Source organism: Burkholderia sp. Ac-20384, assembly GCF_017104605.1.
Taxonomy (GTDB): domain Bacteria; phylum Pseudomonadota; class Gammaproteobacteria; order Burkholderiales; family Burkholderiaceae; genus Burkholderia; species Burkholderia lata.
In genome coordinates this window covers 1-12,276 of sequence record NZ_JAAGPE010000274.1, presented here as the reverse complement: position 1 = coordinate 12,276, position 12,276 = coordinate 1, and the positions used below count along the sequence as shown (strand labels likewise).

The 12,276-nt window shown below is 64.3% G+C and carries 9 protein-coding genes and 1 pseudogene; 5 read left to right on the top strand and 5 right to left on the bottom strand.

Annotated features, from left to right (window positions below; all coding sequences use genetic code 11):
- The first annotated feature begins 545 nt into the window (after nt 1-545).
- The 5 genes from rimP (at nt 546) to truB (ending at nt 6,948) form a co-directional block, all read left to right on the top strand.
- Nucleotides 546-1,004, top strand: coding sequence for a ribosome maturation factor RimP (gene rimP, locus G3O00_RS33460; RefSeq protein WP_011351796.1), 459 nt, complete (start codon nt 546-548; stop codon nt 1,002-1,004).
- Nucleotides 1,004-2,479 carry a transcription termination factor NusA gene (gene nusA / locus G3O00_RS33455; RefSeq protein ID WP_011351797.1) on the top strand — a complete coding sequence of 492 codons (1,476 nt, stop codon included), beginning with the start codon at nt 1,004-1,006 and terminating at the stop codon, nt 2,477-2,479. Before rimP ends, nusA begins: the two co-directional genes overlap by 1 nt.
- Nucleotides 2,480-2,570: 91 nt before the next feature.
- On the top strand, nt 2,571-5,489 hold the full coding sequence (gene infB, locus G3O00_RS33450; RefSeq protein WP_011351798.1) for a translation initiation factor IF-2: 2,919 nt from the start codon (nt 2,571-2,573) through the stop codon (nt 5,487-5,489).
- A 114-nt stretch (nt 5,490-5,603) separates the two neighbouring features.
- Nucleotides 5,604-6,002, top strand: a complete 399-nt coding sequence (gene rbfA / locus G3O00_RS33445) for a 30S ribosome-binding factor RbfA (protein ID WP_011351799.1) — start codon at nt 5,604-5,606, stop codon at nt 6,000-6,002.
- A 13-nt stretch (nt 6,003-6,015) separates the two neighbouring features.
- Nucleotides 6,016-6,948: a tRNA pseudouridine(55) synthase TruB gene (truB, locus tag G3O00_RS33440; RefSeq protein WP_174934038.1), complete on the top strand. Its 933-nt coding sequence runs from the start codon at nt 6,016-6,018 to the stop codon at nt 6,946-6,948.
- An 87-nt stretch (nt 6,949-7,035) separates the two neighbouring features.
- Here truB and G3O00_RS33435 read toward each other — a convergent pair whose 3' ends face one another.
- The 5 genes and pseudogenes from G3O00_RS33435 to G3O00_RS33415 form a co-directional block, all read right to left on the bottom strand.
- Nucleotides 7,036-8,595 carry a DHA2 family efflux MFS transporter permease subunit gene (locus G3O00_RS33435; protein ID WP_011351801.1) on the bottom strand — a complete coding sequence of 520 codons (1,560 nt, stop codon included), beginning with the start codon at nt 8,593-8,595 and terminating at the stop codon, nt 7,036-7,038.
- Between the two features lie 28 nt (nt 8,596-8,623).
- Nucleotides 8,624-9,838 carry an HlyD family efflux transporter periplasmic adaptor subunit gene (locus G3O00_RS33430; RefSeq protein ID WP_174934042.1) on the bottom strand — a complete coding sequence of 405 codons (1,215 nt, stop codon included), beginning with the start codon at nt 9,836-9,838 and terminating at the stop codon, nt 8,624-8,626.
- A 52-nt stretch (nt 9,839-9,890) separates the two neighbouring features.
- The gene (locus G3O00_RS33425; protein ID WP_206145548.1) at nt 9,891-11,387 is read right to left on the bottom strand and encodes an efflux transporter outer membrane subunit; all 1,497 of its coding nucleotides are present in this window, start codon (nt 11,385-11,387) and stop codon (nt 9,891-9,893) included.
- An 87-nt stretch (nt 11,388-11,474) separates the two neighbouring features.
- Entirely contained in the window at nt 11,475-11,966 is a 492-nt protein-coding gene (locus tag G3O00_RS33420) for a MarR family transcriptional regulator (protein WP_011351804.1), read from the bottom strand.
- A 183-nt stretch (nt 11,967-12,149) separates the two neighbouring features.
- A pseudogene (locus G3O00_RS33415) lies at nt 12,150-12,276 on the bottom strand (IS481 family transposase); the annotation flags it as partial.

Here is a 12,276-nt window from a genome sequence, read left to right as displayed (position 1 = left end):
ACCCGAACGGCAATCGTGCCGAGGGCGCCGGTAACAGCGGCGGCCCGCGCGGTGGTCAGCGTCCGCAGCGCAGCCGTACGCGCAGCCGCTGAGCATTCAGGCGAGCGGCGCAAGGCCTCCGGCGTGCCGGCCGAATCGGTATCCGGCTGGCCTTGTCGGCGCCGGGCATTGCGTTTATTGCTTTCGACTGTATATATGTCACCTGGCGCTGCAAGGCCGCTGGCATAACCGATCTCCGGCGCGTCACGATGGCGCCCGTTGATCGAGCAGCCCGATTTCGCATTTTTGGGCCCGTAAAGGCAGGCGACACGCTGCTTTTACCGGCTGGCTTGGCGTTTGCGCCAAAAATCGCTATAATCGCGGAGTCGCTGGGCGTACGGATTCAATGTGCGGCTCAGGTGCGACCACCAGTAAGAAGATGGGCGTTCCGCCCATTTTTTTTTGCTGAAACGGTTAGGCATCTCGGGTAGCGCTTCCTGCGCCGGCTAAGGCGCGCGCCCGCGGGTGAATCGCGAGCGGCGGGCGCGAACACCTGAGAGGACACAGTGCAACTGACGGAACTGATAGAAACCACGGTCACCGGGCTCGGCTACGAGCTGGTGGATCTCGAGCGCACCGGGCGCGGCATGCTTTGCATCTATATCGATCAGCCTGCCGGCATCTCGCTCGAAGATTGCGAAAAGGTCACGCGTCAGCTCCAGCACGTCCTGACGGTCGAAAACATCGATTACGAACGGCTCGAAGTCTCGTCCCCGGGGCTCGACCGCCCGTTGAAGAAGCTGGCCGACTTCGAGCGCTTCGCTGGCAGCGAAGTTTCCGTGACCTTGAAAAAGCCGCTGGACGGGCGCAAGACGTACCGGGGCATTCTGCACGCGCCGAATGGCGAAACGATCGGTTTGGAATTTGAGGGGAAGAAGGGCGAGGCAGCCATGCTGGATTTCACGCTGGCCGATATCGATAAAGCCCGCCTGATTCCGCAAGTTGACTTTAGGAGCCGCAAATAATGAGTCGCGAAGTGTTGATGCTGGTGGATGCGCTGGCGCGCGAGAAAAACGTCGACAAGGATGTGGTGCTGGGCGCCCTCGAGGCTGCGCTCGCGTCCGCTTCCAAGAAGCTGTTCGACGAAGGCGCCGAAATCCGCGTCCATATCGATCGCGAAAGCGGCGAGCACGAAACCTTCCGTCGCTGGCTCGTCGTGCCCGACGAGGCAGGCTTGCAGGAGCCGGATCGCGAGATCCTGCTGTTCGAAGCACGTGACCAGAATCCCGACGTCGAAGTCGGCGAGTATGTCGAGGAACCCGTTCCGTCGATCGAGTTCGGCCGTATCGGCGCGCAGGCCGCGAAGCAGGTGATCCTGCAGAAGGTGCGCGACGCAGAGCGCGAGCAGATCCTGAACGATTACCTCGAGCGTGGTGAAAAAATCATGACGGGTACGGTGAAGCGCCTCGACAAGGGCAACTTCATCGTCGAATCGGGCCGTGTCGAGGCGCTGCTGCGCCGCGATCAGCTGATCCCGAAGGAAAACCTGCGCGTGGGCGACCGCGTGCGCGCTTACATCGCGAAGGTCGATCGCACCGCGCGCGGCCCGCAGATCGAGCTGTCGCGTACGGCGCCCGAGTTCCTGATGAAGCTGTTCGAGATGGAAGTGCCGGAAATCGAGCAGGGCCTGCTCGAGATCAAGGCGGCTGCCCGTGACCCGGGCGTGCGCGCGAAGATCGGCGTCATCGCGTACGACAAGCGGATCGATCCGATCGGCACCTGCGTCGGCATCCGCGGTTCCCGTGTGCAGGCCGTGCGCAACGAGCTCGGTGGCGAAAATATCGACATCGTGCTATGGTCGGAGGATCCCGCCCAGTTCGTGATCGGCGCGCTCGCGCCGGCAGCTGTCCAGTCGATTGTCGTCGATGAAGAAAAGCACTCGATGGACGTCGTCGTCGACGAGAACGAGCTGGCTGTCGCGATCGGCCGCAGTGGTCAGAACGTTCGCCTTGCAGGTGAGCTGACCGGCTGGCAGATCAACATCATGACGCCGGATGAATCCGCCCTGAAGCAGGGTGAAGAGCGCGACCGTCTGCGTGCGCTGTTCATGGCGCGTCTCGACGTCGACGAAGAAGTTGCCGACATCCTGATCGACGAAGGCTTCACGAGCCTGGAAGAAATCGCGTACGTGCCGCTCAACGAAATGCTCGAAATCGAGGCATTCGACGAGGACACCGTACACGAACTGCGCAACCGCGCACGCGACGCGCTGTTGACGATGGCTATCGCGAACGAAGAAAAGGTCGAGAACGCAGCGCTGGATCTCAAGAGCCTCGACGGCATCACGCCGGAGTTGCTCGCGAAGCTGGCCGAACACGGCGTGCAGACGCGCGACGATCTCGCCGAGCTGGCTGTAGATGAACTGGTCGACTTGACCGGGATGGAAGAGGATGCCGCTAAGGCGTTGATCATGAAAGCACGTGAACACTGGTTCCAGTGAGAAATGACCATGGCGCACTGATTTGATGGCGGCCGTATGGCCTGACCCGATGCTAACCGCAAGGAATCGGTCCTTGCACTAAGAGGAATGAATGGCGAGTAACAACGTAGCCCAATTTGCCGCGGAACTGAAAATGCCTGCTGGTGTGCTGCTCGAACAGCTGCAGGCAGCGGGCGTCCAGAAAGCGAGTGAAGACGATGCGCTGTCCGAAACGGACAAGGCGCGTCTGCTCGATCATTTGCGCAAGTCGCACGGCGCAACCGACGGCGACAAGCGCAAGATCACGCTGACCCGCAAGCATACGTCGGAGATCAAGCAATCTGACGCGACGGGCAAGGCTCGCACCATTCAGGTCGAGGTCCGCAAGAAGCGTACGTTCGTCAAGCGCGACGACGTGAGCGAGGGTGCGGAACAGGGTCAGGCGCAGGTCGCCGAAGCGGACGACGATGCAGAACTGAAGCGTCGCGAAGAAGAAGCGCGCCGCGAGGCCGATCTGCTCGAGAAGCAGGCGCAGGAACTGCGCGAGCGTCAGGAACGCCTCGAGCGCGAGGAAGCAGAGCGCCGCGCCCGCGAGGAAGCGGCCGAAGCCGAGCGTCGTCGCGCCGAAGAAGAAGCGGCGGCGAAGCGTGTCGCGGCTGAAGCTGCGGCGGCACAGCAGCAGGCAGCCGCACAGCAGGCTGCTGCAGCCGAGCAGCAGGAAGCGGCGAGCACGCAGTCCGCGCAGGACGAAGCACGCGCAGCTGCCGAGCGTGCAGCTCAGCGCGAAGCGGCGAAGAAGGCTGAAGACGCTGCCCGCGAGGCGGCGGACAAGGCGCGCGCCGAGCAGGAAGAGATCAGCAAGCGTCGTGCGGCGGCAGAAGCCGAAGCGCGTGCGATTCGCGAAATGATGAACACGCCGCGCAAGGCCGTGGTCAAGGCAGTCGAGCCGCCGAAGCCGGTCGAGCCGCCGAAGCCGGCCGAAGCGAAGGGCACGCTGCACAAGCCGGCAAAGCCGGAAGGTGCGCAGGCGCGTCCGGCCGTGAAGAAGCCGGCCGGTGCTGCAGCGCCGGCTACGACTGCGCCGGCAGGCGCGGGCGACCGCAACAAGAAGCCGGGCGCAGGCAAGGGCGGCTGGCAGGACGACGCGTCAAAGCGTCGCGGCATCAAGACGCGCGGCGATTCGAGCGGCGGCGTCGACCGCGGCTGGCGCGGCGGCCCGAAGGGTCGCGGCCGTCACCAGGACAGCTCGACGTTCCAGGCGCCGACCGAACCGATCGTCCGCGAAGTGCACGTGCCGGAAACCGTGTCGGTTGCTGACCTCGCGCACAAGATGTCGGTCAAGGCCTCTGAAGTCATCAAGGTGATGATGAAGATGGGCCAGATGGTCACGATCAACCAGGTGCTGGACCAGGAAACGGCGATGATCATCGTCGAGGAACTGGGCCACCGCGCGGTTGCCGCGAAGCTGGACGATCCGGAAGCGCTGCTCGTCGAAGGCGAAACGGGTACCGATGCGGAGCAACTGCCGCGTCCGCCGGTCGTCACGGTCATGGGTCACGTCGACCACGGCAAGACCTCGCTGCTCGACCACATCCGCCGCGCGAAGGTTGCCGCTGGCGAAGCGGGCGGCATTACGCAGCACATCGGCGCTTACCACGTCGACACGCCGCGTGGCGTCATCACGTTCCTCGATACGCCGGGTCACGAAGCGTTCACGGCAATGCGTGCACGCGGCGCGAAGGCGACCGACATCGTCGTGCTGGTGGTGGCGGCCGACGACGGCGTGATGCCGCAGACGAAGGAAGCAATTGCCCACGCGAAGGCGGGTGGCGTGCCGATCGTCGTCGCGATCAACAAGATCGACAAGCCGGACGCGAATCTCGATCGCGTCAAGCAGGAACTGGTCGCGGAAGGCGTCGTGCCGGAAGAGTACGGCGGCGATTCGCCGTTCGTGCCGGTGTCGGCGAAGACGGGCGCGGGTATCGACGATCTGCTCGAGAACGTGCTGCTGCAAGCCGAAGTGCTGGAACTGAAGGCACCGGTCGAGGCGCCGGCCAAGGGCATCGTGATCGAAGCGAAGCTCGACAAGGGCAAGGGCCCGGTCGCGACGATCCTGGTGCAGGCCGGTACGCTGAACCGAGGCGACATCGTGCTGGCAGGTACGGCCTACGGCCGCGTGCGTGCGATGCTCGACGAGAACGGCAAGCCGACGAAGGAAGCCGGCCCGTCGATCCCGGTCGAAATTCAGGGTCTGTCCGAAGTGCCGGGTGCGGGCGAAGAAGTGATCGTGCTGCCGGACGAGCGCAAGGCGCGTGAAATCGCACTGTTCCGTCAGGGCAAGTTCCGCGACGTCAAGCTTGCGAAGCAGCAGGCCGCGAAGCTGGAGAGCATGCTCGAGCAGATGGGCGAAGGCGAAGTGCAGAACCTGCCGCTCATCATCAAGGCCGACGTGCAGGGCTCGCAGGAAGCGCTCGTGCAGTCGCTGCTCAAGCTGTCGACCGACGAAGTGCGCGTACAGATCGTGCACAGCGCGGTGGGTGGCATCAGCGAAAACGACGTCAACCTCGCAACGGCATCGAAGGCGGTCATCATCGGCTTCAACACGCGTGCAGATGCACAGGCGCGCAAGCTGGCCGAGTCGAACGGCATCGACATCCGTTACTACAACATCATCTATGACGCAGTGGATGAGGTGAAGGCGGCGATGTCGGGCATGCTGGCACCGGAGAAGCGCGAAGTCATCACCGGCATGGTCGAGGTGCGCCAGGTCTTCAAGGTACCGAAGATCGGTGCAGTCGCCGGCTGTATGGTGACGGACGGTATCGTCAAGCGCTCGTCGTCGGTGCGCGTGCTGCGCAACAACGTCGTGATCTTCACGGGCGAACTCGAATCGCTGAAGCGCTTCAAGGACGACGTGAAGGAAGTGAAGCAGGGCTTCGAGTGCGGTATGTCGGTGAAGAACTTCAACGACATCGTCGAAGGCGACCAGTTCGAAGTCTTCGAAGTGACCGAAGTCGCGCGTACGCTGTAACCCTCGCGCATCGGCTCATGGGCGGGGCAGGCTTGGGCCTGTCCCGCCCATTTTCATGGTGGCGTGCCAACACTGGCCGCCGCTTTATCCTGATAAACGGATCACGGATCGATCATGTCCAGGAAACGTACTTCCCCCAATCGCAATGTACAGATTGCTGACCAGATTCAGCGCGATCTGTCCGAACTCATCATGCGCGAGGTCAAGGACCCACGCATCGGCATCGTGACCATTCAGAGCGTGGAACTCACGCCGGATTACGCACATGCGAAGGTCTACTTCACCGCGTTGACCGGCGATCCGGCCAAGACGCAGGAAGCGCTGAACCACGCGTCGGGTCACTTGCACAACCTGTTGTTCAAGCGCCTGCACATTCATACGGTGCCGACGCTGCATTTCCACTACGACCAGACGATCGAGAAGGCCGTGGAAATGTCGCGCCTGATCAAGGAAGCGAACTCGACGCGCGCGAAGGACGACGACGAGGCCGACGCGGCCGCCAAGGACGACTGAGCTCGACCGGCCTATGACGACTGCAGCATCCCAACGTCCGCGCGTGCCCCGGCGCCTGCTGGACGGCGTCCTCCTGCTCGACAAGCCGGTCGGCCTGTCGAGCAACGACGCGCTGATTCGCGCGAAGCGTCTGCTGCTCGCGAAGAAAGCCGGTCACACCGGCACGCTCGATCCGCTGGCTTCGGGCCTGCTGCCGCTGTGCTTCGGCGAGGCGACGAAGTTCTCGCAGGATCTGCTCGAAGCGGACAAGACCTACGAAGCGACGATGCGTCTTGGCCAGCGTACGGCCACCGGCGACGTGGAAGGCGAGGTGATCGACACGCGGCCGGTCGAATGCGACCGCGCAGCGGTGGAAGCCGCGCTCGTGCGCTTCACCGGCGAGATCGTGCAGGTGCCGCCGATGTATTCGGCGCTCAAGCGCGATGGCAAGCCGCTGTACGAATATGCGCGCGCGGGGCAAACCGTCGAGCGCGAGGGCCGCAACGTGACGATCCTCGCTCTCGAGTTGCTCGCATGCGACTTGCCTGACGTGACGTTTCGCGTGACCTGCAGCAAGGGCACGTATGTGCGCACGCTGGCGGAGGATATCGGCGAGGCACTCGGTTGCGGTGCGCACCTGACGATGCTGCGTCGCACGGGTGTTGGTGCGCTGACGCTCGAGCATGCGGTGACGCTCGATGCGCTGTCCGATGCCGACGACGCGTCACGCGATGCGTGGCTCCAGCCGGTCGACGCGCTGCTGTCGACATTTCCGCTGGTTCGTCTCGATGAAACCAGCGCGAAGCGGTTCCTGCACGGCCAGCGTTTGCCGCTGTCGGCGCTCGACCCGATCGATGCGGCCGAAGGCGAGCGTGTGCGTGTCTATGACGCGACTCGGCTGCTCGGCGTGGCTCGCAAGGCGAACGGCGTACTGGCGCCGGATCGGCTCGTCGTTACGGCAGCCTGACGCAGCCGCGCGAACGCGCTCCCGTCGGAATGAAAAAAGCCCGGTCGATGTCGACCGGGCTTTTTTGTTTGCGTTCAGGTTGCGTGTTCAGTGCGCAGCCGATGCCGCGGCACCTGCATCGCCCCCACCCGAGCGCTCGGGCTTCGTGATCCAGATCAGCCCGATCAGCAGCACGAAGATCGCCGCCGAGATGTAGAACAGATCGTTCACGCCGAGTTGTGCGGCCTGCTGCGTGGCCATGTTGTTGATCAGCCCGTGCGCCTGGTCCTGTGTCAGCCCGAGGTTGCCCATCTGCGTGACGGCCTGGTTGAACGTCGGGTTGTAGACGTTCGTCTGCTCGACCAGTTGCGCGTGATGAAAGTTGTTGCGATGGTCCCAGGCCGTCTGGAAGATCGACGTACCGATACCGCCGCACATGATCCGCACGAAGTTCGACAGGCCCGATGCCGCGGGGATGCGGTGGCCGGGCAGGCCGGACAGCGTGATCGACACCAGCGGGATGAAGAAGCCGGCCATCGCGATGCCCTGCACGAGCGTCGGCAGCGTCAGCGACCATTCGTCGACGCCCGTCGTGTAGCGCGAGCGCATCCAGAAGCACAGCGCAAACGTCAGGAACGACGCCGTCGAGATAAAGCGCGGATCGGTGCGCGGCAGATACTTCCCGGTGAGCGGCGACAGCAGGATGGCGAACAGCCCGACCGGCGCCATCACGAGACCGGCGTCGGTCGCGGTGTAGCCGATCTGCGTCTGCAGCCACAGCGGCAACAGCACGAGGTTGCCGAAGTACAGGCCGTACCCGATCGACAGCGCAACCGTGCCGCCGGTGAAGTTCCGCATGCGGAACAGCGACAGGTCGACAACCGGGTGCTCGGCGGTCAATTCCCAGATGACAAAGAACGCGAACGCAATGACGGCGGTCAGCGCGAGCACGATGATGGTCGTCGACGCGAACCAGTCGAGATCCTTGCCCTTGTCGAGCATGATCTGCAGCGAGCCGACCCAGATGACCAGCAGCGCGAGGCCTACGCCGTCGATCGGCGCGCGGCGCACGGCCGACTCCCGATTGCGGTAGATCGCCCACGTCGCGGCGGCGGCGGCGATGCCGACCGGGATGTTGACGTAGAAGATCCACGGCCACGAGTAGTTGTCCGAGATCCAGCCGCCGAGAATCGGGCCGGCAACGGGGGCAATCAGTGTCGTCATTGCCCATAGCGCGAGCGCCATGGGCGCTTTGGCGCGCGGATAGCTCGACAGCAGGAGCGCTTGCGACAGCGGAATCATCGGGCCCGCCACCGCGCCTTGCAGCACGCGTGACCCAAGCAGGAACGGCAGGTTGGGCGAGAGCCCGCACATCCACGACGAAATCACGAAGAGGATGATCGACGCGAGGAACAGGCGCACCTGCCCGAAGCGGTCAGTCAGCCAGCCGGTCAGCGGCACCGAGATTGCGTTCGCGACCGCGAACGACGTGATGACCCACGTGCCCTGGTCGGACGACACGCCGAGGTCGCCCGAGATGGTCGGGATCGCGACGTTCGCGATGGACGTGTCGAGCACGTTCATGAACACCGCGAGCGATACCGCGATCGTCCCGATCACGAGTTGCCCGCCCTGCAAGGGCGGGTGAGAGACAGGAGCCTGTGCCATGTCGGTTGTTTTTCCGGAGTCGGAACGGTTACATCATCTTCGCGACGGCATTCGACTTCGACGCGGCCGGCGCCGATGCGTTGCCGCCTGCGTTCTCGGCAATGACGCGCGCGATTTCGGCGTCAGCTTCGTCGCCGTACTTCGCGAACACGTTGGTCTCGTAGACGGTGTTCGGTGCGTTCACGAGCTGGTCGCCGCGTTCGTCCTTGATGTCCACGTCGACCTGCATCGACAGGCCGATGCGCAGCGGGTGCTTGTCGAGATCCTTCGGATCGAGTTCGATCCGCACCGGCAGGCGCTGCACGACCTTGATCCAGTTACCCGTCGCGTTCTGCGCGGGCAGCAGCGAGAATGCCGAGCCCGTACCGGCCGAGAAGCCGACCACCTTGCCGTGGTAGACCGCCGACGAGCCATAGATGTCGGCCGTCAGTTCGACCGGCTGGCCGATGCGCATGTGCTTGAGCTGCACTTCCTTGAAGTTCGCATCGACCCACACTGCGTTCAGCGGCACCACCGACATCAGCGGCGTGCCGGGCGACACGCGCTGGCCGACCTGCACCGAGCGCTTCGCGACATAGCCGGTGACCGGCGCGGGCAGCACGTTACGCGCGTTTGCCAGGTACGCGTCGCGAACCTTCGCGGCCGCAGCCATCACGTTCGGATGCGAGGCGATCGTCGTGTTTGCGGTCAGCGCGCGGTTCGATGCGAGTTGCTGCTGCGAGGCGTCAAGCGATGCCTGGGCGGCGCGAACGGCGTCGCGAGCGTGCGAGATTTCTTCCTGCGACACGGCGCCCGTCTGTGCGACGGCCACGCGGCGGCGGAGGTCGTCCTCGGCCTTCGACAGGTCGGACTGGCGCAGCGCGACCTGCGCGCGGTACTGATCGTCGTTGACGAACAGGCCGCGCACCTGGCGCACCGTTTGTGCGAGATTGGCTTCGGCCTGCTGCAGCGCGACCTGCGAGTCGGCCGGGTCGAGCACGACGAGCGGATCGCCGGCCTTGACCGTTTGCGTATCGTCGGCCTTCACCGCGATCACGGTGCCGGTGACTTGCGGCGTGATCTGCACGACGTTGCCGTTCACGTACGCGTCGTCGGTCCCTTCATGGAAGCGGGCGACGAGGAAGTAGTACAGGCCATACGCGATGGCCGCGATCACGATGACCGCGATGAGCAGCGTCATCATCCGTTTGCGCTTGCCGTTGTTCTGCGGCTGCGCGCCGGCGGCGTTTTGTTGGTCGCTCATGGCGATTTTCTCCGTCCGTTATTTCGAGTGTCTGCGTAGTGGTGGCGCCGGATCAGTTGGCGGCCTGTTTTGTCGGCTTGTCGGCCTCGGGTGCGGCGAGCGGCGTGCCGGTCGCGTCGAACCCGCCACCCAGCGCCTTGATCAGCGCGAGCTGCATGTCGCGGCGGCGCATCTTCAGGTTGGTCACCGTCTGCTCCGATGCGAGGCGGTTGCTGTCCGCGGTCAGCACCTGCAGCTGCGGCGACAGGCCGGCCTTGTAGCGGATGACCGCGAGGTCATATGCGCGCGTCGATGCGTCGAGTGCGCGTTGCGCATCGCCCATCTGGCGATCGACCGCGCGGATCGACGCGACCTGCGTCGCGACGTCGTTCAGCGCACTGATCAGCGTCTGGTTGTAGTTCGCCACCGACAGGTCGAAGTCCGCATAGCGGCCCTTGAGCTGCGCGCGCAGCGCGCCGGCGTCGAAAATCGGCAGGTGGATCGCCGGGCCGAACTGCGCCTGACGGCTCGCGAAGTTCAGGAATTTGCCCCAGCCGAACGCATCGAAGCCGAAGCCGGCCGCGAGGTTCACGTCGGGATAGAACTCGGCCTTCGCTTCCTTCACGTCGTGCATCGCGGCTTCGACTTGCCAGCGCGCGGCGACGATGTCGGGGCGGCGCGCGACGAGATCGGCCGGCAGGTTGCCGGGCAGCGCGACTTCGCCGCTCGGGTTCAGCACGGGCGCCGCGATCTGCAGCCCGCGATCCGGACCCTTGCCGAGCAGCGCGGCGAGCTGGTAGCGCACCGTCGTGATCTGGCCATCGAGATCCGACAGCGAAGCCTGGGTCGTCGCGATATTGCCGCGCGCCGTCTGGCGTTCGACGTTGGTGTCGAGACCGGCCGACACGCGGCCGTCGGTGATCTTGCCGACCGTCTCGCGGTTGGTGATCTCGCGTTGCGCGATATCGCGCAGCGCATAGAGTTGCGCGAGCGAGTTGTAGGTGCGTGCGACCGACGACGCAAGCGTGATGCGTGCCTGCTGCATGTCGGCTTCGGCTGCCTTTTCCTGCGACACGGCGGTGTGCAGGCGTTCGCGGTTCTTGCCCCACAGGTCGAGTTCCCACGACGCGCTCGCCAGTGCGTTGTTCTCGCTGTACCACTGGCCGCCGTACGGGGGCGGGAACAGGGCGTTCCCCGAATACAGCTCGCGCGTCCACGAATAGCTGGCTTCCGCCTTCGGCATCAGGCTCGAGCGCGACGATTCGATGTACGACGACGCCTTTGCGATGCGCGCCTGCGCCTGCGCGATCGACGGATTGCCCTGCAGGGCCTCGTCGATCAGCTTCGGCAGCTGCGGATCGCCGAACTGGCTGGCCCAGTCGAGCGCCGGCCACTGGCCGCCCTGGGCCGGCAGGCTCTGGGCGGATTCGAATTTCGACGCGGGAGCGATCTGCTTGTCGCTCTTGATGCCGATGTAGTTCGCGCAGCCCGCCAGCGCCAGTGCGGCGACCGCAGCGGCGACGGCGGCGCGGCACGACCCGGCGCGCACGGACAACGGGGAGGATTTCATCGCGCTGATCCCTGACTCGGAATGAATGATGGACACTGCAAGGATTTCCTTACATTAATCTGTCAAAAGTAATTGTTATGGCAACTATTACGTGATGCTGCCGCCGGCGGTCTCGCAGTAGTTGCTGAGAATGCGGCGCAGCATGCTCTTCAGGAACCCGACTTCTTCCGGCGTAAACCCGTCCAGTACCTGGTCGAGCACACTGCGGAAAATCGGCGGCAGCCGTTCGGCGAGCGCACGGCCTTCGTCGGTCAGCTCGAGGCGCACGACGCGCCGATCCTCGATGCTGCGGACGCGGGACAGCAGGCCGCGTTTCTCGACCCGGTCGAGCAGGCGCGTGACCGCGCTTGCGTCGATCCCGTACTCGCGCGCGAGCTCGGCGGCCGTCGAGCACTTGCCGACCGCGATCATGAACAGCATGCTGGCCTGCGTGCCCGTGATGCCGAGTTCTTCCTGCGTGCGCTGCGTGACGAGGTTGGTCATCACCGACTTCACGCGCGACATCAGATAACCGACGCTGTCGTTCATCTGATACGAAGACAGCGGCGAGACGGGTGGTTGGGTAGAAGAATCCGACATAAAACCCTGAAGCTGCAATAGTTGACTAGGCAGCAGTATAGGCACAGTTGCTTGCCGCGGCAAATGTTAATCGAACGGCAAAGGGCGCGCTTTGTGTCCCACAAATCCCTTTTCTCCATAAGGTCTTTGGGCTTGCCGATGACGCGGGCTTCGGCCGACTGGCGGGTTCGAGAGGAGGGCGCGCTAGCTGTGAAGCGTCAAGAGGTTGTTTCTCGACGGGGGAAGTCTCGCCATCGGCGCAATGCCGCCGATGGCACTATGAGCCCGATGCCAGTTGTAGTGATGCTGCCAACTCGCCAGGGCTTCGATG

What these genes read in the sequence shown, in the direction of transcription:
- nusA (WP_011351797.1), top strand. Translation starts at nt 1,004, where the DNA reads ATGAGTCGCGAAGTGTTGATGCTGGTGGATGCGCTGGCGCGCGAGAAA.
- rbfA (WP_011351799.1), top strand. Translation starts at nt 5,604, where the DNA reads ATGTCCAGGAAACGTACTTCCCCCAATCGCAATGTACAGATTGCTGAC.
- truB (WP_174934038.1), top strand. Translation starts at nt 6,016, where the DNA reads ATGACGACTGCAGCATCCCAACGTCCGCGCGTGCCCCGGCGCCTGCTG.
- G3O00_RS33435 (WP_011351801.1), bottom strand. Translation starts at nt 8,595, where the DNA reads ATGGCACAGGCTCCTGTCTCTCACCCGCCCTTGCAGGGCGGGCAACTC.
- infB (WP_011351798.1), top strand. Translation starts at nt 2,571, where the DNA reads ATGGCGAGTAACAACGTAGCCCAATTTGCCGCGGAACTGAAAATGCCT.
- G3O00_RS33420 (WP_011351804.1), bottom strand. Translation starts at nt 11,966, where the DNA reads ATGTCGGATTCTTCTACCCAACCACCCGTCTCGCCGCTGTCTTCGTAT.
- G3O00_RS33430 (WP_174934042.1), bottom strand. Translation starts at nt 9,838, where the DNA reads ATGAGCGACCAACAAAACGCCGCCGGCGCGCAGCCGCAGAACAACGGC.
- G3O00_RS33425 (WP_206145548.1), bottom strand. Translation starts at nt 11,387, where the DNA reads ATGAAATCCTCCCCGTTGTCCGTGCGCGCCGGGTCGTGCCGCGCCGCC.